Raw genomic sequence first — 21,262 nt, 5'->3', positions numbered from 1 at the left:
TAGGATGATAGTTGGATTAAATGGCAAGGTTGAAAAAAAAGAGCCGTCTTTTGTGCATGTTGAGGTTAATGGCGTTGTGTATGAGGTTTTTATATCTCTGCAAACATTTTCAGCACTTCCAAAAGATGAGGTAAAATTGTTTATCTCCCACATTATTCGTGAAGATGCTCAACTTTTATATGGCTTTTTAGAGAGTGGCGAGAAAAATCTTTTTGAGAAACTTATAAAAATAAATGGAGTTGGTCCAAAGGTAGCGATGGCAATCTGCTCGACTTATACGCCGTCTCAATTTGCAACCGTAATAAGCTCTAGCGATATAAAAGCGGTGCAGAGAGTTCCAGGAATTGGACCAAAGAGTGCAGGGCGTATTTTGGTAGAGCTAAATGGTTTTGATGTTGAACTGCTTATGACAAAAGGTGAACCACAAAATCTAGCCTATTCTCAAGCAAGTGAAGCGCTGGAATCTCTAGGGTTTAAAAAAGATAAAATCTCAAATGCGCTCAGTTCTTGCAGCGTTGGCAGTGATACGGCTTCTCTCGTAAAAGAAGCTCTTAGACTTCTACAAACAATTTAATTAAGGAAAAATATTGAAATTAACAATTTTATTTGGCGGCGCTAGTTTTGAGCATGAGATTAGCATCGTGAGTGCGATAACAGTAAAGGGAAAATTAGCAGGATTTGATTTAGATTTTATCTTTTGTGATCAAGACCATCTCTTTTATTTGATAGACTCATCAAGCATGAAGGCTGTCACTTTTTCAAAAGGTTTGCATAAAAAAATGCCGCAACTCTCTTTGACAAATGGCGGTTTTGTTCAAAAAACTCTCTTCTCGTCAGTTTTACACACAGGTACGGTTTTAAATCTCATACATGGTGCCGATGGAGAAGATGGAACAATTGCTGCACTTTTGGACTTTTTCTCTATCAGATACATTGGACCAAGAGTTGATGCGAGTGTGTTTTCTTATGATAAAAGATACACAAAATGGCTCTGCAGTGCAAGAGGTGTAAAAAGCGTGGCTCATGAAGAGCTAAGTTTAAGTGAGCATAAAAATATAAATATCCAATATCCTGTTATAGTGAAACCAGCTTGTCTTGGAAGCTCTATTGGAGTGAGTATTGTAAAAGAGGATAGTGAACTTAGTTACGCTCTAGATAGTGCATTTGAGTATGATAAAAATATTATAGTTGAACCATTTTTAAACGGTGTAAAAGAGTACAACTTAGCAGGCTTTATGGCAGATGGTAAAATGTATTTCTCAATAGTTGAAGAGCCACATAAAGAGGAATTTTTGGATTTTGAGAAAAAATATATGGATTTCTCAAGAAGCGAGCAGGTTTTAAAAGCCGATGTTGATGAAGAGTTGGAGCTAAAACTAAGAATTAATTTTGAAAAAATCTATAGAAATCTTTTTGAAGGCTCACTTATAAGATGTGACTTTTTTGTAGTTGACGGCGAGGTGCTCTTAAATGAGATAAATCCAATCCCTGGTTCTATGGCAAACTATCTATTTGCAGATTTTAAAGAGTCTATAGCTCTTCTTGCAAACTCACTGCCGCACACAAAAAGAGTAAAAGTAAACTACGAGTACATTCACTCAATCTCTAAAGCAAAAGGTAAATAGTGGCGGTAAAATCTATTTTATTTAATCATCACACCTTGGATATTAGTTATGAAATTGTAAATCCTAACGCAAAAATTGATTTGATTGTTTTGCATGGTTGGGGTAGCAACAAGGGATTGATGAAGCAATCATTTTCACCATATATGGATAGTTTTCGCCACATTTATATTGATTTGCCAGGGTTTGGAGGAAGCACATGCAACTTGCCTTTAACTACGAGAGACTATGCAAGAGCAGTAGAGCTTTTAATGGTTCATCTAAATGCATCTAAAGATATTATTTTAGGGCACTCTTTTGGTGGAAAAGTGGCGCTTATTTTAGAGCCTCAAGTGCTTGTTCTGGTATCAAGCGCTGGCATCTATGTGCCAAAATCTCTTAAAGTTAGAACAAAGATAGTGATATTTAAACTTTTAAAATCATTAGGACTATCAAAATTTAGAGAATTTTTTGTGGCAGCTGATGCAAAAGCGCTGAGTGAGCCGATGTATCAGACATTTAAAAATGTAGTTAATGAAGATTTTTCCGAAGAGTTTTCTCTCTATGGCGGAAAGGCTCTTCTTTGTTGGGGAGCGGAGGACAGCGCAACTCCACTTAGCTCTGGAGAGACTATGAAGAGCCTTATAAAAGACTCCAAACTCATAGTCTATAGTGGTGATCACTACTTCTTTATGAAAAACGCTAAAGATATATCTAAAAATATAGAAGAGACATTTTTAAAAACATTGGAGCACTAGATGCAAAACTATGAAATCTTGGTGGCTTTTGTCACAAATGTATTTTTTGTAACCACGCTTGGCTGGTATCTTATAACAAATCTTCAATGGTATGACTACAGACTCTCTCGCGTTATTTTAAAGCACCACAAGCCGCTATGGCATATTTTTTACTTTCTAATCCCATTCGTTGCATATTACGCATTTCATGACTATTTTTACCTGTTTTTTTATCTAATACTGTTGCCAGCTATGTTTATTTGGCATAAAAAATTGGATAAGAAGCTTATTTTAACTTGGAGAGTCAAGAGATTTCTAATTCTTCTTATCTCTTTGGTGTTGCTTTTTGATGTGTTATGTACTCTGAAATCAGCATGTCATGTTTACAGTGTGTTTATGCCTTTAGCTACTGCTTATATGGGTAGTTTTTTGATAGAAAAATTTCTGTTTATGGCATTTAAAAGAGAGGCAAAAAAAAGGCTTCAAAGTATTGCCAACCTTCAGATTATAGCCATCACTGGAAGTTATGGTAAGACTAGCATTAAAAATTTTATGGCAGAGATACTAAGTAAAAAGTTTAGGGTTTATGCAACTCCTAGAAGTGTAAACACCATCGGTGGGATTATCAGAGATGTAAATGAGTCTTTACCACTTGATACAGAGATTTATATTTGTGAGGCAGGAGCCAGAGAGAGTGGCGATATATATGAAATCACTTCATTTTTAGAGCCACAAAGAGTTGTTGTTGGAAAGATTGGCCTAGCACATATAGAGTATTTTAAAACTCTTAAAAATATTATCACAACAAAGCTAGAAATCATACACTCCCCTAGGCTAGAGAGAGCGTTTATACACTACTCTGTAACAGATGAGCCACATGATAAAGTGATTTTTTTTGGGGATGAGATTCAAAATGTTGACTCAAATCTATATGGAACCAGCTTTGATTTAGAACTTGATGGAGAGATTTTATCTCTTCACACAAGCATATTAGGCTCTTTTCAGACAATGAACATAGCGGTTAGTGTGAGAATTGCTAAAGAGTTTGGCATGAGTAATGAAGATATAAAATTAGCAGTTAGCAAGTTAGCTCCAGTTGAACATAGACTTCAAAAAATAGTTGCAGGTGGAAAAATAATACTTGATGATGGATATAATGGAAATATAGAGGGAATGCTTGAGGGCGTAAGACTCTGTTCACTCCATAATGGCAGAAAAGTTATAGTAACACCTGGTTTGGTTGAGAGTAGTGACGAGCTAAACATAAAACTCATAGATGCGATAAACGAAGTTTTTGACATAGTTATAGTCACAGGCAAACTAAACGCGGAACTTTTTGATAAGCATCTGAAAGTAAAAAATAAAATTATGCTGCATGATAAATCCAAGTTAGTAGATGTTTTAGCACAAGAGACAGCCTCTGGAGATATAATCTTGTTCGCAAATGATGCTCCAAACTTTATCTAGGTAACACTGTTTTTTATTGAAAAAGTCTATTTTTATAAAGGATTATTATGAAAGATATTTTGTATGCCCCATGGCGGGATGAGTATATAAAAAGTCATGATGTTGAGGGCTGTGTTTTTTGCCATATAAGCCAAAATGAGCCGCTTGACGAAGAGTTACATGTTTTATATAGAGATGAATTTTGCTTTTTGGTCATGAATAAGTACCCATACACTCCTGGCCATTTTATGATAATTCCGCATAAGCATACGGATAAACTTGAAGATTTAGAGCCTGAAGTTTGGCTTCACATGAGCACTTTGGCTCAAAAAGGCGTAAGACTTTTAAAAGAGGGCATTAACGCTCATGGAGTAAACATTGGGATGAATCTAGGCAGTGCAGGCGGAGCGGGAATAGCTGAGCATATCCATATGCATCTGGTTCCAAGATGGGAGAGAGATACAAATTTTATAACCTCCATTGCCAACAATAGGGTCTATTCAACCGATTTTTTAAAAATTTATAAAAAAATAAAATCTCTAATACCGAAGTATATCTAGCTTGTTTAAAATCATCTTTTTTTGTACTATTTTTTTTGGTGCCATAAACGGTGCTGAATTTCCTCTGATTTATGCAAATCTAGGTGACCCACTCTACAAAACTATAATACCACTCTCAAATCTTTGTGATATTGAAGAGCTGGGAGATGAGGGAGCAAGATATATAAATGATGCAAGTGCCACCATGGAGCTGGGTCGCAAGGCTGAAGTATCAACCTCAGATAAAGATAAAAGAGAGTATCTCAGTAAACTGCGAATTCTTCAAAAGCAGTATGGCTATGTTTTAAATGTTTTACATAAAAATATCAGTATATCTATAGACAAAGATGAGTATGAACTTTTTTTAAAATTGACTAATTATGAGTTTGACAATCTACTAAAAAGTAGAGCTATATCACAAAAAGCTATTGAGTACTACAAAAAAAAATCATCAGATAAGAAGTGTCAACTTCTAGAAAAAAAGATGAAAACAGATAAATTAATACAGGAGAGTCAAAAAGAAGTTTTTGAAGAACCAACCACAACTACGCTGGTTTCAGATAAAAATGACTCAATATCTTCCGCAAAAAACAGTGTAGAAATAAGAGCTACAAAAGAGCAAAACTACATATCCATAACCATACAAAACAGTAATCCATACAAAATTACTCTCAGGGTTGATGGCAAATATGAGAATTTAGAGTATGACAAAAATCAACAAAATGAAGTAGTGGTTGATGCAAAAAGTAAAGTGGAGTATATAAAACTCTATTTTACAAAAGAGCCATACTCTTATAGCTTTACAACTAGCTGGATAATTGGTTCAAAAAATGCAATTCACGATGATAACTATATCTACAGACTTCCATTTGCAACAAATGCAATCTGCAGAGTAACACAGGGCTATAATGGGCAAAAATCACATAAAGGGCATGGCAAATTTGCTATTGATTTTGGGATGAGTGTTGGAACTAAGATTTATGCTGCACGAGACGGTATAGTTGTGAAAACAAAATCAGACTCAAATATAGGTGGTTTTGGAGAAGAGTATAAGAAATATGGTAATTTTATAACTATAGAGCACAGTGATTTTACATTTTCAACATATTATCATCTTATGCAAAATGGAGTGGCTGTTAAGGTTGGAGACTCCATTAAGAGAGGTCAGTATATAGGAAATTCTGGAAGCACCGGAAATCTAGATGGGCCACATTTGCACTTCGCAGTATTTAGAACAAAAGATGCAGGCTCGGTGGAGACAATTCCAATTAAATTTGAGTGTCAAACTGGGACAATTACAGAGCCAATAAAGGGAGCTTTTTATCAAGCTAAGTAGCTTTACAGAAGTGGTTATAAATAATTTTATTCGCCAATTTTAGTTTGTAGGAGATATTGCAAGTGGACACTCAACTCTTCATAAATCTTATTAATTTTGTAAGCTTGTTTTTAATACAATCTATAAGAGTCATAAAATATCAAAAGGATTTATAGTGGGTGGATTTATTCGCAACTTTTTTTTGTTTTCTTTTTTTGCAGTTGTATCGCTCAGTGCAAAAGAGTTAGATGTAGAAGTTGGCATATGGGAGTGGAAAAGCACTATGGAGATGTCAGGGATGTCGTTTGTATCACCTTCATATAGTGTTTGTTTAACAAAAAAAGATTTAGTACCAAAACAATCTGAAGAAAATAAAGATTGTAAAATGGTAGAAAACAAGATTTCTAAAAATAGTGTTTACTGGAAAATGGAATGTACAAACGATGGTGTTAAGTCCGTCTCAACAGGCACCATACTCTACAACAAAACAACAGCCAATGGTAAAATAGAAATAGATACAAACGGCATGACTATGATATCAAATATAAGTGGTAAACGCACGGGGGCATGTAAATAAGACTATTTGAAGTATTTTTCAGTGAAATGAGTAGAAAATTAGTGAGTTAGTTTAGGTGAAAATTGCACTTGTTGCTAGAATTGGCGTAGTGTTTAATGAAGTTTTAAAGTGGATGGGGTGAAGGGATTCGAACCCCTGAGTGTTGGTACCAAAAACCAATGCCTTACCGCTTGGCGACACCCCAGTGTTTAATTTGAAATGTTGGTTGCGGAAATAGGATTTGAACCTATGACCTTCGGGTTATGAGCCCGACGAGCTACCGAACTGCTCTATTCCGCGGTGTTTCAGACAGCTTTTGTGCTGTTGAGGCGGAATTATATAGCAATTGTCTTTGTTTGTCAAGGACTTTTTTGTAAAATTTAAAATCTATTTCACGACAGAGATGTAGCTGGAATGGAATATTTTTATCTTGATGCAATCTTCATTGCAATTTTGTGTGCAAATGGAAAAACAAGCAGTATGGTTGGGAATGCGATGATATATGCAACCAACCACGCATGAATCCAAATATTAACAAATCCATTTACTGGTCCAAGATTTATAAGCGTAATTGCTCCGGACATAATAAAGCTCATAAATCCAGATAGAAGAAACGCTTGAACCTGATGAAGATATTTGATTGAGACCATATTTTGAGCCTTTTTTATTTTAATTTAGTTAACTGATGTTGTATGCTAAAGTGAACAGATCCACTTTAGCAGGAGGGATTGCCATTTCTTCCAACCCCATAAAGCTAGGAAAAACAATTTTTTCGAGAAATACAAAGTGTGTTACGCTCCTTTTTGCAAAAGTGTGTAACATCAGTTAGCTAACTGTTTTTATATTCTTGTAGAGCTTTTTCCAGTTTTTCCAGTATAAGCGACATCTTTGTGGATGATACCGCAAAATTTAATCTCATAAATCCACTGCCTTCTCTGCCAAAATTAAGTCCAGCACTAAGTCCAAGTCCTGCTTTATGGATAAAGAAGTCTCTTAAACCTTTGCCATCAAGTTTCATGTCTCTACAATCTAACCATGCCAAATAAGTTGCTTCTATCGGAGTTATTTTTATAATTGACGGAAATTTTTCGCACAACTCTTTTAGCATAATATAGTTTTTTAGCAAATGAATTTTAATCTCTTTAAGCCACGCATCACCATTTTTATATGCACTCTCAAAAGCTACATGAGAAAGTGCATTTCCTTGGGCGAAGTGTATGCGGTTATAGCTTTTTAAAAATTTAGCATGTAACTCTTTGTTTGGTATAGCAACGCTACTCATGGCAAATCCTGCCATATTAAAGGTTTTTCCAACTCCAATAGCCGTTACGCTTATTTCCCTTGCTTGCTTACAGAGCGAGGCAAATGGAATATGGATATTTGGTTCATAGACCAAATCAGAGTGAATCTCATCGCTAAAAACCACAATATTGTGCTTTAGACAAACCTCTAAAATTTTCTCCAGCTCCTCTTTTTTCCAGACTCTTCCAACGGGATTATGAGGTGAGCAGAGAAGCAGAAGCTTCGTCTTTTCATCTATTTTTGATTTTAGATCTTCTATGTCAAACGAGTATATCCCATTATCATCAAGCTTTAGCGGATTTTTCAAAATTTCTCGATTGTGCTCCATAACGCTATGAAAAAAAGGCGGGTAAACTGGTGTTTGAACTATAACTTTATCGCCAATCTCGCTAAAAGCATCTATTGCGGTATTCATACTAGCTACAACGGAGTGTGAAAAAAGCATATCTTCGAGCTCAAATTCCACTCCATGAACCATTTTCATCCACTCTATCTGAGCCAAAAATGCACTTGCTGGCACCTCTTCATAGCCAACTATTGGATGCTCTAATCGCTTTTTAACTGCATCAATCACAAAATCTGGCGTGTCGATATCCATATCAGCAACCCAAAGAGGCTCTACATCCTCAGTTCCAAAGAGTTTTTCTCTTAGAGTATATTTTTCTGCGTTTGTGTTTTCTCTTGCTGCTGAAGTTGAAAAGTCATAACTCATCTTTTTCTCCAGACACTAACCTCTGCAACACTATGTTGGTATTTTCGTTGCGTCTCTTTTATGACAAACTCCAAATCCTCAACATGTAGAAATTCAAAATTTTTCTCCAGTATTTCTTTTAAAGTATTGATGGTTTTAATCTCTCTGCCACTATCATCTTTGTATCCACCGAGCCAAAACGCTTTTTTAGTGGAACTCTCTTGCCAAGTGTATGGAGATGTCAAGACTAAAATCCCATCACCATTGAGTCTCTCGTGCACGGTATCTAAAAATAGTTTTGGATTATAGAGTCTGTCTATAAGATTTTTTGCCAATATCAAATCATAAGAGTTAAAGTTTGGTTTCAAATTACAAGCATCACCTTGCCAAAAAGAGACCCGCTCTTTTATATTTTCATATCCAAGCTCCTCAATTGTTATTTTTTTGTTTTTGTATAGCTTACCCTCTTGATATGTTCTAAAAGCTATATAGCCATCATTTTTCAACTTTGAGCCAACTTGAATAAATCTAACTGAAAAATCAATACCTTCAACTTCTTGAAAACTTTTGGCTAGTTCAAATGTTGCGCGTCCCGTTGCACAACCCAAATCGAGCGCCTTATTTGTGTTTTTAACAAATCTTGAAGCTATTTTCACGCTCTCTTTTGCAAAATTTTTAACGCCAAAGTATTCATCTCCATACTGAAATTCACAATATTGCGAGACAAGTTCATCGCTCTCGTAGATGTCGGATTCTACTTTTGTCTTTGCATTTGAGATCACATATCTAAAGCCTGCGTTTTGATAAAAATGTTTTCTAAAAGCGTATCTGGAGTGCTTCATGATAAGATTTCCACTACTTGCCCAAGATGAGCCGAGTATAAGTACATGTCTGTTGTCAAAAGTGGGAATCGAGAAGTCATCATAAGCAGGATGTATCTCAAAGCCGCTAAAACCAAAAATTGGAGTTCTGCTCCACTGCCAAACATTTCCTACAACATCATATATGCCATTAAAATCAAACTCGTTTACAGGACATGAGCTAAAGTAGTGATAAAAATTCAGATTTGCTCTGCTCTCATGAAAATCTGGAATATCTTCTAATTTTGCATGGTTATAAATCAGTCTATACTCTGCTTCACTCGGTAAAGAGTAGGTTACGCTATCTTTTTCTCCTTTATATCTACAAAAAGCCTCTGCTTCAAGTGCGTTTACATCTACAGGCCAATCAAGTGGCATCTTGATTTCTCTGCTTAGGGTTCTGTATTTGTAAGTATCGCCACTCTTAACCCAGAATGATGGATGTTTAGCGCCGCTTATTTTTAAAAACTTTTTGCCCTCGTCATCCCAATATTTGTCATTTTCATATCCACCATCTTCTACAAACGACATATATTCGCCGTTGCTTACAAGGTATTTTGATACTTGAAATCTTTCTATGTTCTCTTTGTATTGTCCATATTCATTATCCCAGCCATAAAGATTGTGCGACTTCTCTTTTCCTAAGATTACAGCTCCACTGTTTATCTGAACCATCTCATTTTTTGGAGTTTTTGAGCTGTGAGAGCAGATATTAAACTCATTTACATCTTTTATAAACTCCAATGGCATCTGTCTGTGTAACACTAGCGATGTTTCTATGTGAATTCGCTCATGCTCAATTCCCATAAGTATAATCCACATATCACTATCTTGGGTTATTGGCAAAGTTAGTGGAATGTCCATGATAAGTTCATTTACTAACTCCCTGACTTTTGCTCTATAATCCCTCACATCGGTAACATTTGGCCATTTGATGTTTGTTGAATCCATATCATCCCATACCATCTCATCAACACCAACTGCAAATATTGACTCAAATTTAGGATTGATTCTCTCTTTGATTATTCTCATATTTATTAGCTTGTTTACAAAAAAAGTTGCAGTGTGACCAAAATAAAATATCATTGGATGTCTGGTAATTTCTGATTTTTTATAGAAAACAGTGTCATCTTTTAACAGTTCAAAAATCTTCTCAAAAATTGAAAATGTATTGTTAAAATAATCTCTAATCTCTTCCCTTTTTGCTTTTGCGTCCGTCCCATCAAGGGTTACTGGGTATAAACTAAAATTACTCAAAAAATGCCTTTGTGCTTAGTGTGGTTATTATTGTAGCGAATAATTAAGATATTTTTTTAGATTGAAGTACTTGTGAAGCTAAAAAACACTCACCAATATCAAACTGCGATTAATCAACAATTTTATATAATTAGCGAACTTTAAAAGAAGAAGAGTTTATGACACCAACAAATAGAGTATTAGAAGCTATAGAAGAGATAAAAAAAGGAAAAATGGTCATCATGATTGATGATGAAGATAGAGAAAATGAGGGCGATTTAGTTTACGCATCTGCTTTTTCAACACCATCACATGTTAATTTTATGGCTACACACGCAAGAGGTTTGATTTGCGTTGCGCTCAGCAAAGAGATAGCAACCAGACTGAATTTAAATCCCATGGTAAGCTCAAACACATCATCGTATGAGACGGCTTTTACGGTCTCTGTTGATGCAAGAGGTGCGGCAACTGGAATATCTGCACATGAGAGAGATGACACTATTAAGATTTTAGCTAACCCAATTAGCCACGCTGATGAGTTAGTTAAACCTGGACATATTTTCCCGTTGATTGCTAAAGATGGTGGAACACTTGTTAGAACTGGACATACAGAGGGTTCGGTTGATTTGTGCCGCCTAGCAGGGCTTAGTCAATCATCTGTTATTTGTGAAATTATCAAAGAAGATGGAACAATGGCAAGACGAGATGATCTTGATATTTTTGGTGAAACGCACAATCTTAAAACTGTTTTTATTTCTGATATTGTTGAGTATCGACTAGCAAATGAGCGACTTGTTAGTGAGATAAGTGTTGAGGAGATGGAATTTTTTGGTGTAAAAACTAACAAACATACTTTTAGGGATCACGATGGAGTTGAGCATACAGCCATAGTGTTCGGCAAGGCCGGTGAAATTGCTAATGTAAGAGTTCACAATATAATCCCCGACATAGAGTTGTTGCTAAATCAGAAAAAATATAACAATTTAATAAATTCAATAGAGTATTTGAAACTAAATAGTGGTGTTTTAATCTTCATCAATAAACCAAATCATCACGATAATGCAACAATGAAAGAGTTTGGAATAGGCGCACAAATACTAAAATCACTAGGTGTTTCGAAGATGAATCTTTTAACCTCAATGAAGCAGGCTGACTTTGTTGGTCTTGGCGGATTTGGTCTTGAAGTTAATGAAATTATAGATATATAATTTGATGTTACGCACTAAAGTGAACAAGTCCACTTTAGTGGGAGGGACTGCGGTCCCTTCCAACCCCCTAAAGCTACGAAAAACAAGTTTTTCGAGAAATACAAAGTGTGTTATGCTCTTTTTTACAAAAGTGCGTAACATCAGAAAATAAAATAGAGTTGGTTGTAGATGAGAGAAATTTTTAGCAGAATAGAAGATGGTAAAATAGTAAAAATTGAGGTTGTTTTTGGTGCAAAAGAGTATCAAGAGCTTAACCCATGGTTGTTTAGTGTATTTATAAAATATAACTCATTTAATGATTCTGATGACGGAATAGATGAGTTTTTTGAGACAAAAGAGGCGCTTATAATTGCGCTTGAGCATCAAGACCAAGCACACTTTGTCGGTAACAGACTTGTTGATGATTGGAGTGAGCTTTACTTTTACGCACCTGACTCCAAGGGACTTGATATAACAACCATGAAGATTTTAAAATCAAGCGGATATGTTTATGAGAGTAGCGTTGTAAAAGATGCAAAGTGGGAGTTTTTTGATTTCAATATATTTCCAACAGAATTAGAGATATGCATTATGCAGAGCAACAAAATAGTTGAACTTTTAGAGGAAGAGGGCGATAATCTCTCGATAGCCAGAGAAGTTGAACATTATGCTTCATTTGATACCCCAACTCAAAAAGATAGGTTTGTAAGAAAAGCACTGGACGCTGGATTTGTTTTTAAAGATGATATAAGTAGTGAAGAGTTTGACCATGGTGTGGCACTTACAAAAGAGCACAGTTTAGCGGAAGAGGAACTCTTAGGCGTCATAGCGGAGATTTTTGCCCTTATAGAAGAAGAGCGAGGTGAATATGAACTTTGGAGTACAACTTTAGCGCAAGAGCTTGAGTAAGTGAAAAAAATGTTTGCTATCGCTGGCGTTATAAACTACCTTTTGGTAGCTTTTTTAAACGCCTTTACTGATTTGGGTCATAAAATAATCATTCAAAATACAATCTTCAAAGTTTACGATGGAAACACGCAGATAGTTCTAACGGCAATCGTAAACGCGCTTATGCTTCTGCCTTTTATACTGATGTTTTCGCCATCTGGTTTTTTATCTGACAGATTTGCAAAAAATATCATCATGAAGTATTCTGCACTTTTTGCTGTTGTTATAACGCTAGTCATAACATACTCATATTATCAAGGGTGGTTTCTCTTGGCGTTTGCTATGACTTTTATGCTTGCACTTCAGAGTGCTCTTTATGGGCCTGCGAAGTATGGATATATAAAAGAGTTGGTTGGCGAAAAGTTTTTAAGTGCAGGAAATGGCGCAGTTCAGGCGACTACTACGGTTGCTATACTTTGTGGAATTATTTTTTATACGGTGCTTTTTGAGAATTTACTGGGTAATAACTTTACTTCAAAAGAGGATATATTAAAAGTCATAGCGCCTTTGGGTTGGCTGTTGGCATTAGGTTCTGTTGTTGAATTTTTATTGGCATCTAGACTTCCAAACAAGATGGTGGAAGCAAGCAAAAGAGAGTTTAAACTGCTTAGATACATTGGAGGCGCATATTTAAGAAAAAATATGTTGATGATAAGGCGAAAAAAAGAGATTTATGACTCTATTGTAGCATTAGCTCTGTTTTGGTCAATATCACAAGTTGTTCTAGCTATTTTTGGAGAATATGCAAAAAGCAATGTTGGCATAACAAATACAATAGTGGTGCAAGGTCTTCTCTCACTTGCTATTTTTGGGATAGTTTTTGGTTCAGTTTTAGCTGCAAATCTCTCAAAATATTACATAAATATGGGCTTATCGGCACTTAGCGCTATTGGAATTACTATAGTTGTTTTTTTGGTTCCTTTTACAACTTCAACCCCATTTTTAGGTATAGAGTTTATATTTTTTGGGCTTTTTTCAGGTTTTTTGATGATTCCTTTAAATTCAAAGATACAGCTTTTATCTTCAAATGTTCATCTTGGAACTATACTCGCCGGAAATAACTTTATACAGACTATTTTTATGTTTGTTTTTTTAGTTTTGACAACAATTTTTGCATATTTTGGAATGGATGCTAAGATTTTGTTTTATCTTATGGGTATTGTTGGCATATATCTTAGCTATAGGCTTTTGAGACGATATTTCGTAGCGCTGCTTTGGGCACTTTTGGAGTTAATCCTTAAAACTCGTCATAGCTATAAATATATTGGTTTAGAAAATATTCCACAAAATAAAGGAGTGCTGCTTATTGGCAATCATGTAAGCTGGATTGATTGGTTTGCTATGCAGTTGCCAATAGAGAGGCGGATAAACTTTATGATAGATAGAGATATATACCATTGGAGACTCTTTAATTGGTTGCTTAGAGCAGGAGAGGCTATTCCTATATCGACAAAAGCTGCCAAAGACTCATTTGAAGAGGCATCTAAAAGACTAAAGAGTGGTAAAGTTGTTGCCATTTTTCCAGAGGGTGGGATAGCTGATAGTTTGGATGTTGGAAAATTTCAAAGAGGTTATGAGTTTATAGAGCTTGGAGATGCTGTGATTGTTCCTTTTTATATAGACGGCGTTTTTGGAAGCTTATTTTCAAGATATAAGGGCGAAAGTAGGAGAAATTTTTTTACAAAAAGAGAAATTATTGTATACTTTGGCGAACAAATTTCAACAAAAATCGCAGCTGATGAGCTTAGAGAAGTAGTTATAAAATTAAAAAGATAATATAAATTTAGGAGATAGACTTTTTATGAGAACAACATTGATAATCGGTGCAGGCGGAGTTAGTAGAGTAGTTGTGTACAAGTGTGTTCAAAACGCTGATGTATTTGGAAAGATAGTGTTAGCAAGCAGAAGCATCGGTAGATGTCAAGATATTAAAAATGAACTTCCAGATGCAAATATAGAGATTGCGACAGTTGATGCTGATAAAACAGAAGAGGTTATAAAATTAATCAACTCTTGCAAACCAGACATTGTTATAAATGTTGCACTTCCTTACCAAGATTTGGCGATTATGGACGCTTGTATTGCTACAAAAACACCATATTTGGACACTGCAAACTATGAGCATCCAGATGAGGCAAAATTTGAGTATAAACTTCAATGGGCAAGAGATGAAAAGTTTAAAGAAGCTGGAATTATGGGGCTTTTAGGCTCAGGATTTGACCCAGGGGCTACAAATGTTTTTTGTGCCTATGCTCAAAAACACTATTTTGATGAGATTCATACAATAGATATTTTAGATTGTAATGCAGGAGACCATGGATACGCTTTTGCAACAAACTTTAATCCTGAAATAAATCTTCGCGAAGTCTCTGCAAAAGGACGCTATTGGGAGAATGGAAAGTGGATAGAGACTGAGCCAATGGAGATAAAGATGGTTTGGGATTATCCTGAAGTTGGAGAAAAAGATAGCTATCTGCTCTATCATGAAGAGATGGAGTCGTTGGTTTTAAACATCAAAGGGTTAAAGCGAATAAGATTTTTTATGACATTTGGGCAAAGTTATTTAACTCACATGAAGTGCTTGGAGAATGTTGGGATGTTAGGGATAGAAGAGGTTGAACACAAGGGCATGAAAATAGTTCCAATGGAGTTTTTAAAAACACTGCTTCCAGACCCAGCATCACTTGGCTCTCGTACAAAAGGTAAAACAAATATAGGTGTTGTTGTTGAAGGCATTAAAGATGGCAAAAAAAGAAAGATATATATCTATCAGGTAAAAGATCATGAGGAGTGTTTTCGTGAAACAAACTCTCAAGGTGTCTCTTACACAACGGGTGTTCCGGCTATGATTGGTGCAAAACTTATGTTAAAGGGCATCTGGAGTGGTGTCGGAGTGTTTAATATGGAGCAACTTAATCCAGATCCATTTATGCAAGAGATGAACACTCAAGGACTTCCTTGGAAAATTATTGAGCTAAAAATATAGTCATGACTTTTAAAAATATCATAACAGACATAGAGTCTTTAGCACCACTTTCAAATACTGCCTTTATGATACAGCAGGTATATAGTTGTTCAACAGAAAATATAGATATCATAAAGCTTGTAAAAATCATAGAGGATGACGCGGCATTAGCCGCTAATATCTTAAAGATGATAAACGCTCCAATCTTTGGTTTTTCAAAGAAAATAGCTTCAGTATCACAGGCAGTAACTCTTTTTGGAACAGATATTATTTATGGTTTAGTTCTGAAATACTCAGCACAAGAGCAACTAAAAGCAGATACATCCATCTATGGGATTGATAACAAAGTGTTCAATGATGTTTGTCAGCTTCAAAGCAATCTAATGCTTCAGTGGTACTCAAAAATTGATTTAAGACATGCTCAACTTATGGCTCCTTTAGCCTTAATTATGGAATCTGGAAAACTTGTTTTAGCCAATGAAGTTATGAGAAGTAATTATGTAAAGAAGTTTAAGCTTGGATACGCAAAGAGCGATGATATTGCTAAATTTGAGCATGAGATTCTAGGTACAACTACATATTATATTAGTGCAATGTTGTTTGAGCATTGGAACCTTGAGCCGTTATATGTCAAGATACTAAAAGGTCTTGATTTTGAAACTAATGGTGGTGAAAAAATTGAATCATTTATAAACTCACTCGATGTTATCAGAGTAGCTGTAAACTTAAGAAATGTACTAACTAAAAAATCCATAAAAGAAGCGTCTTTGGTTGTTGAAGATCTTGGATTTGATCCTGAGTATTTTATAAAAGTTGCAAATAGGGTTAGGGCGCAATATGATAAGGTGCTGATAAATAGAATAAAAAATATTAAATTAGAACAAGAGTAGGGTGATGAACAGATTAGAAACAATAGCCACTCCATACTACATGTGTGAAGAGTCGCTACTTAAGAGAAACCTTGAAATCTTAGATTATATCCAAAAGCAAAGCGGAGCCAAAATAATCTTGGCTCTTAAGGGTTTTGCTATGTGGAGCACATTTGATTTGGTAAAAAAGTACCTAAAAGGGTGCACTGCAAGTGGGCTTCATGAGGCTCTTTTGGCAAGAGAAGAGTTTGCAAAAGATAGTAAAATTTTGGAAGTGCACACATATTCGCCAGCTTATAAAGATGAAGATATAGATGAGATAGCACGGATATCTGACCATATAGTTTTTAACTCTCCAGCTCAGCTGTTTCGTTATTGTGATAGAGTAAAAGAGATAAATCCAACTGTAAGCCTTTCTTTAAGAATAAATCCTGAGCAATCATCTTCTCCAAAAGATATCTATAATCCATGCGGACTTTACAGCCGTCTTGGAACAACACTCGAGAATTTTGATGAGAGTGTGCTAGAGCACATTGATGGACTTAATTTTCATGCGCTCTGTGAACAGGATGCCGATGCCTTAGAGGATGTTTTAGTGGCATTTGAAGAGAAGTTTTCAAAGTATTTTAAAAACTTAAAGTATATAAATTTTGGTGGTGGACATCATATAACTAAAAAAGGGTATGACATTGAGAAACTCATAGCCATCATAAAAGAGTTTAAAGCTAAATACGGCGTAACTATTTATCTCGAGCCTGGTGAAGCAGTTGGATGGGAAACTGGAGTGCTCGTTAGCACTGTTTTAGATATAGTTCACAACAGAATGGATATAGCTATTTTAGACACTTCAGCAGAGGCTCATATGCCAGACACTCTCGCTATGCCATACCGTGCAATGGTGCGAGAGAGTGGCGAAGCGGGTGAAAAAAAATATACATATCGTTTTGGTGGAAACACATGTTTAGCGGGAGACATCATGGGAGATTACTCTTTTGATAAACCTCTGGAAGTCGGAGATAAGGTCATTTTTGAAGATCAAATCCACTATACATTTGTAAAAAATACCACATTTAATGGTATAAAACTACCATCGTTAGTTATAAAAAGAGAAGATGGTGCTTTGGATTTAATAAAAGAGTTCGGTTATCAAAATTATAGAAATAGATTATCTTGAAGGAGATTAAAATGATAGATGATAAACAAAGATGGAATGAGAGATATTTAGAGAATCCTATGCCACAAACTGTCTCGCCTTTGGTTGAAAAATATGTAAATCATGCCAAAGTTGGCAATGCCATTGATGTGGCGTGTGGAACTGGAAGAAATGCTCACTATTTAGCAGAGCTAGGTTTTATAGTTGATGCTGTTGATATCTCTGACTATGCTTTAGGCAGAGTCAAAAACAGCTCAACTATTACTAAAATAGATGCAGATTTGGATAAATACAACCTAATCCCAAATAAATATGACTTGATAGTAAATATAAACTATTTAAATCGTCGTTTGGTTTCTCAAATGAAAGATGCACTAAAGAGTGGCGGAATTATTATTTTTGAAACTTTTATAGTTGCACATGGAGATTTTAATCTTCCAACTACAAATTTAGATTTTCTTTTACGAAAAAATGAACTTTTACACTCTTTTATAGGATTAGATGTTATTTATTATGAAGAAAAAATTGATATAAATTTAAAAGGAGAGAAGATTAAAATCGCTTCTCTTGTTGCTAAAAAAATATAATATTTTATTATGATTTATTATAGTCTAGTATAATATTTTATAATTAGGTATAATAACTTATTATTTTATTATAAAGGATGTGTAGTAGATGAAAAGAGTGCAAATATTTTTTCTTTTTATGATTTTTTCAACGCTATTAGCTGGATCTAATGTTTCAGTTAATTATAATGGTGAAAAGGTTGATGTTAAAGGAAATTTTCCGAGTGTTGGTAAAAAAGCACCGATTGCTCGTGTTACAGGAACTGATTTTTCCATAAGAACTGTTGGGGGTAAGAGCAATAAAGTTCAGGTAATTGCAACTGTACCCTCAATTGATACACCAATATGTTCAGCGCAATCAAAAAAATTTGATGATGAAATCAAAAAGATTCCAAATGTTGATATGATAGTTGTCTCTATGGATCTTCCGTACGCAGATGATCGTTTCTGCAAGGGTCAAGGTATTAAAAACATAACAATCGCTTCTGATTTTGCTTACCAAGAAGTTGGCAATAAATATGGTGTAGCTATTGCAAACGGAGAGTTTAAGGGTTTGCTTATTAGATCTATATTTATTGTTTCAAAAGATGGCAGAATTATTTATCAAGAAATTGTTCCAGAGATAAATGTGGAGCCAGATTATAATAGGGTTATTGAAGCTATTAAAACTGCTAACTCAATGAAATAGATAAATTAAGTGCATTGCTTAATTTTGAATAGATTCAGAGTTTTTATAAAAAATATTTTAGTTTTGTTTTTTCTAATCTTAGTTATTTTACCATCTGTTTTATTCTCTAAAGCAGATGAGTTAGCTAAGGTGAATGTAGTACAAGATAAAAATAATTTTAATATAATTATATCCACAACAAAAAATTCATATATTTTAGAAGATACTCTAGATGTTAGTGTGTCCGGTAAATCAGCTCTTTTAAATAGTGCCTTTTATCAAGATTCAGAACTAGCTGATGGTCATAATGTTTTTTGGAATAAAACAAAAATTAAAATAATTGTTAACTCTAAAGCCGATGAAAAATTTACGATTAAGACCACCTACCAAATCTGTAATGATTTGCATATATGTTCAAAACTTCAAAAAAATGAGAAAACATTTACAATCTCAAAGCCGATAGAAACCGTTGTCGTAGATGAAGCAAAAAAATATGTCGTTGATAGTAGTAAAAATATTGAAGAGATAGATTTGTGCGCCAAGCAAGATATATGCCCTAAGATTTCTGAATTATTGCAGTCATCAGAATTTAAAGCAAAAGCAGCAAATCAAAAAGAGAACAAGAGTACACAGGGTGCTAAAAAGGTAGTTAGTGAACAAGATAGTATTGTTGATATGATTAAGAGCAGCAATTTACTCTTTACGCTACTAACATTTTTTGGTTTTGGATTGCTTTTGGCGTTTACACCATGTATGCTTCCCGTTATTCCTATATTGTCTGCGGTTATTATCTCTAAGAAGGAGCGTATAAGCACTAAAGAAGGTTTTTTGCTCTCTTTGACTTATGTTGTATCTATGTCTGTAGTTTATGCATTTGCTGGTGTTGTAGCTGCTTCCTTAGGAAGTAATATACAGGCCTTTTTTCAACAAACATGGATTATTATAATTTTTAGTTCTCTATTCTTTTTGCTTAGTTTGGCGATGTTTGGGACATTTTCAATAGAGATGCCAAAGAAAATTCAAACATTTCTTAATCGTAAAGCTACTTACGGGAAAGATAGGACATACTATGGCGTTGTGCTTCTGGGTATTCTCTCGGCACTCATTGTTGGGCCGTGTGTTGCACCGCCATTAGCTGGTGCGCTTATATATATTGGGCAGACGGGAAATGAGTTAATTGGAGGACTTTCTCTATTTTTTATGAGTCTTGGTATGGGGGTTCCGTTACTTCTTATAGGTGCTGGTGCTGGTAGGTTTATACCAAAGCCTGGGCCATGGATGGTTGATGTAAAGCTATTTTTTGGTTTTACTATGATTGGTTTTTCTATATGGATTCTTTCTCGTATATTAGAGCCACAAATTGTTCTGTTATTGTGGGGTATATTGCTTGTAGCAATAGCTATTTTTATGAATATTTTTGAGAACAAAGCTTGTGCAAGTATTGACAGTATATATCATTTAAAAAAACTGATTGCATTGCTAATTTTAATGTATGGAATTATACTTATGGTTGGTTCTATTGCTGGTGCAAGCAGTATAAAAGATCCATTGGAACCATTTAAGACAAGGCTTACTCACTCTGAAATTGCTTCAAGGGTTTCGTTTAAAACAATACTATCTGAGCAACTGGACAGTGTTGTGAAAGAGTCATCCAAGCCAATAATGGTAGTTTTTACTGCAAAATGGTGCGATAATTGTAAAGAGCTTGAAGCAAATGTATTTAGTCATGATGATGCAATGCAAGAGCTAAAAGAGTTTGAACTATTTAAGGTGGATATTACTCAGCTAAGCGATCTTGATATAGCGCTATTAAAGAAATACTCTCTTTTTGGTCCTCCTGGTATGATATTTTTTGATAAAAACAAGGAAGAGCTAAAACAATACCGTTTGTCTGGCAAAAAAAAGAAAAAAATCTTTATTGAGCATATACGAAAAGTGAAGAGTAGTTTGTAAAATCCTCTAACCACTTAAATTTTTTATTTATAACCCTTCAAGTAAAACAAGCCATAGGCTATCTATCTCTTTGTCACTAAGAAAAAGAGTAGATTTATTTAAAAACAGCTCCATAAAAGCACTTTGGCTTATACCTAGTTTACGACTACACTCTTTGTGTGTTGGTAAAAAAGCTCTTAAAAGAGATATATCATCATCTATTTTAAAAGAGCATAAAAAACAGCTCAACTCCTTGTGAAGTCTTCCTTCGTGCTCTAGAAGTTTTACATAAGATTCAATGGCAACTCTTTTTGGATTTTGTCTATTCCAGTTTTGTGAAGCACTCTCTATGAGATTGAAGTAAAATTCATCTAGTTCAGATGCATCTTTTAAGTGTTTGTAAAATAGAGCTAAAAAATCTTGCCACAATCTTAAAAGTTTATAATCATTTATCCACTTGTAGCCTATATGAATTACATCTTTAAGTCTAAGTATTGTTGATTTTGCAGAATTCTCTTTTTCATAATCAATTTTGAAGCCAAGATTTATAACCCCATGTCTGGCACCATAAAATCTATAAAGGATGTCTAAGCTCTCTCTTGATAAAATAACTACTATTAAATCTTCATCTTTAACTTTATTGAGATTTAAAATAAATCCTTGCATCTTCCGCTTCTTTTATACACAAATTT

General features: G+C 34.8%; 20 protein-coding genes and 2 tRNA genes. 16 read left to right on the top strand and 6 right to left on the bottom strand.

Annotated features, from left to right (window positions below):
• Nucleotides 1-4: 4 nt before the first annotated feature.
• From ruvA to PHV22_RS03690, 7 genes are all read left to right on the top strand, one after another.
• Entirely contained in the window at nt 5-574 is a 570-nt protein-coding gene (gene ruvA, locus PHV22_RS03720) for a Holliday junction branch migration protein RuvA (protein WP_295023028.1), read from the top strand.
• A 13-nt stretch (nt 575-587) separates the two neighbouring features.
• Nucleotides 588-1,625 carry a D-alanine--D-alanine ligase gene (locus tag PHV22_RS03715; protein ID WP_295023029.1) on the top strand — a complete coding sequence of 346 codons (1,038 nt, stop codon included), beginning with the start codon at nt 588-590 and terminating at the stop codon, nt 1,623-1,625.
• Nucleotides 1,625-2,359 (top strand): alpha/beta hydrolase, encoded by a 735-nt coding sequence (locus PHV22_RS03710; protein ID WP_295023030.1) that lies wholly within the window; start codon nt 1,625-1,627, stop codon nt 2,357-2,359. The genes PHV22_RS03715 and PHV22_RS03710 overlap by 1 nt, the downstream gene beginning before the upstream one ends.
• Nucleotides 2,360-3,805, top strand: coding sequence for a UDP-N-acetylmuramoyl-tripeptide--D-alanyl-D-alanine ligase (locus tag PHV22_RS03705; RefSeq protein ID WP_295023031.1), 1,446 nt, complete (start codon nt 2,360-2,362; stop codon nt 3,803-3,805).
• A 47-nt stretch (nt 3,806-3,852) separates the two neighbouring features.
• The gene (locus PHV22_RS03700) at nt 3,853-4,344 is read left to right on the top strand and encodes an HIT domain-containing protein (RefSeq protein WP_295023032.1); all 492 of its coding nucleotides are present in this window, start codon (nt 3,853-3,855) and stop codon (nt 4,342-4,344) included.
• 1 nt (nt 4,345) lies between these two features.
• A complete protein-coding gene (locus PHV22_RS03695; protein WP_295023033.1) occupies nt 4,346-5,659 on the top strand; it encodes a M23 family metallopeptidase in 1,314 nt (437 codons plus the stop codon).
• A 154-nt stretch (nt 5,660-5,813) separates the two neighbouring features.
• Nucleotides 5,814-6,215 (top strand): DUF3617 family protein, encoded by a 402-nt coding sequence (locus tag PHV22_RS03690; RefSeq protein ID WP_295023034.1) that lies wholly within the window; start codon nt 5,814-5,816, stop codon nt 6,213-6,215.
• 109 nt (nt 6,216-6,324) lie between these two features.
• Here the strand turns inward: PHV22_RS03690 and PHV22_RS03685 are convergent.
• From PHV22_RS03685 to ovoA, 5 genes are all read right to left on the bottom strand, one after another.
• Nucleotides 6,325-6,399 (bottom strand) — tRNA-Gln (locus PHV22_RS03685).
• Nucleotides 6,400-6,417: 18 nt separating this feature from the next.
• A tRNA-Met gene (locus PHV22_RS03680) sits at nt 6,418-6,494 on the bottom strand.
• A gap of 125 nt (nt 6,495-6,619) precedes the next feature.
• The gene (locus PHV22_RS03675; RefSeq protein ID WP_295023035.1) at nt 6,620-6,844 is read right to left on the bottom strand and encodes a DUF2798 domain-containing protein; all 225 of its coding nucleotides are present in this window, start codon (nt 6,842-6,844) and stop codon (nt 6,620-6,622) included.
• A gap of 179 nt (nt 6,845-7,023) precedes the next feature.
• On the bottom strand, nt 7,024-8,208 hold the full coding sequence (locus PHV22_RS03670; protein ID WP_295023036.1) for a PatB family C-S lyase: 1,185 nt from the start codon (nt 8,206-8,208) through the stop codon (nt 7,024-7,026).
• Nucleotides 8,205-10,304, bottom strand: a complete 2,100-nt coding sequence (gene ovoA, locus PHV22_RS03665) for a 5-histidylcysteine sulfoxide synthase (protein ID WP_295023037.1) — start codon at nt 10,302-10,304, stop codon at nt 8,205-8,207. Before ovoA ends, PHV22_RS03670 begins: the two co-directional genes overlap by 4 nt.
• Before the next feature lie 158 nt (nt 10,305-10,462).
• Here ovoA and PHV22_RS03660 point away from each other — a divergent pair, with 158 nt between their 5' ends.
• The 9 genes from PHV22_RS03660 to dsbD all read left to right on the top strand — a co-directional run bounded on the left by PHV22_RS03660 (nt 10,463) and on the right by dsbD (nt 20,591).
• On the top strand, nt 10,463-11,491 hold the full coding sequence (locus PHV22_RS03660) for a bifunctional 3,4-dihydroxy-2-butanone 4-phosphate synthase/GTP cyclohydrolase II (protein WP_295023038.1): 1,029 nt from the start codon (nt 10,463-10,465) through the stop codon (nt 11,489-11,491).
• Nucleotides 11,492-11,659: 168 nt separating this feature from the next.
• Nucleotides 11,660-12,379 carry a ribonuclease E inhibitor RraB gene (locus tag PHV22_RS03655; RefSeq protein ID WP_295023039.1) on the top strand — a complete coding sequence of 240 codons (720 nt, stop codon included), beginning with the start codon at nt 11,660-11,662 and terminating at the stop codon, nt 12,377-12,379.
• Nucleotides 12,380-12,388: 9 nt separating this feature from the next.
• Nucleotides 12,389-14,194: an MFS transporter gene (locus tag PHV22_RS03650; RefSeq protein ID WP_295023247.1), complete on the top strand. Its 1,806-nt coding sequence runs from the start codon at nt 12,389-12,391 to the stop codon at nt 14,192-14,194.
• A gap of 25 nt (nt 14,195-14,219) precedes the next feature.
• Nucleotides 14,220-15,404: a saccharopine dehydrogenase family protein gene (locus tag PHV22_RS03645; protein ID WP_295023040.1), complete on the top strand. Its 1,185-nt coding sequence runs from the start codon at nt 14,220-14,222 to the stop codon at nt 15,402-15,404.
• A gap of 2 nt (nt 15,405-15,406) precedes the next feature.
• Nucleotides 15,407-16,273 carry an HDOD domain-containing protein gene (locus PHV22_RS03640; RefSeq protein ID WP_295023041.1) on the top strand — a complete coding sequence of 289 codons (867 nt, stop codon included), beginning with the start codon at nt 15,407-15,409 and terminating at the stop codon, nt 16,271-16,273.
• Nucleotides 16,274-16,277: 4 nt separating this feature from the next.
• Nucleotides 16,278-17,426: a carboxynorspermidine decarboxylase gene (gene nspC / locus PHV22_RS03635; RefSeq protein WP_295023042.1), complete on the top strand. Its 1,149-nt coding sequence runs from the start codon at nt 16,278-16,280 to the stop codon at nt 17,424-17,426.
• Between the two features lie 11 nt (nt 17,427-17,437).
• Entirely contained in the window at nt 17,438-17,992 is a 555-nt protein-coding gene (locus PHV22_RS03630; protein WP_295023043.1) for a methyltransferase domain-containing protein, read from the top strand.
• A gap of 88 nt (nt 17,993-18,080) precedes the next feature.
• Nucleotides 18,081-18,659: a thiol peroxidase gene (gene tpx / locus PHV22_RS03625; protein ID WP_295023044.1), complete on the top strand. Its 579-nt coding sequence runs from the start codon at nt 18,081-18,083 to the stop codon at nt 18,657-18,659.
• 24 nt (nt 18,660-18,683) lie between these two features.
• Nucleotides 18,684-20,591, top strand: a complete 1,908-nt coding sequence (gene dsbD, locus PHV22_RS03620; protein WP_295023045.1) for a protein-disulfide reductase DsbD — start codon at nt 18,684-18,686, stop codon at nt 20,589-20,591.
• Nucleotides 20,592-20,618: 27 nt separating this feature from the next.
• On the opposite strand, the gene recO is transcribed toward dsbD, so the two are convergent.
• Nucleotides 20,619-21,236, bottom strand: coding sequence for a recombination protein RecO (recO, locus tag PHV22_RS03615; protein WP_295023046.1), 618 nt, complete (start codon nt 21,234-21,236; stop codon nt 20,619-20,621).
• Nucleotides 21,237-21,262 lie beyond the last annotated feature (26 nt).

The organism is Sulfurimonas sp. (assembly GCF_028713515.1).
In the GTDB taxonomy this organism is placed as follows: Bacteria; Campylobacterota; Campylobacteria; order Campylobacterales; family Sulfurimonadaceae; genus Sulfurimonas.
Note: the sequence above shows the minus strand (reverse complement) of the source record. Positions and strands in the feature narration are given on the sequence as shown.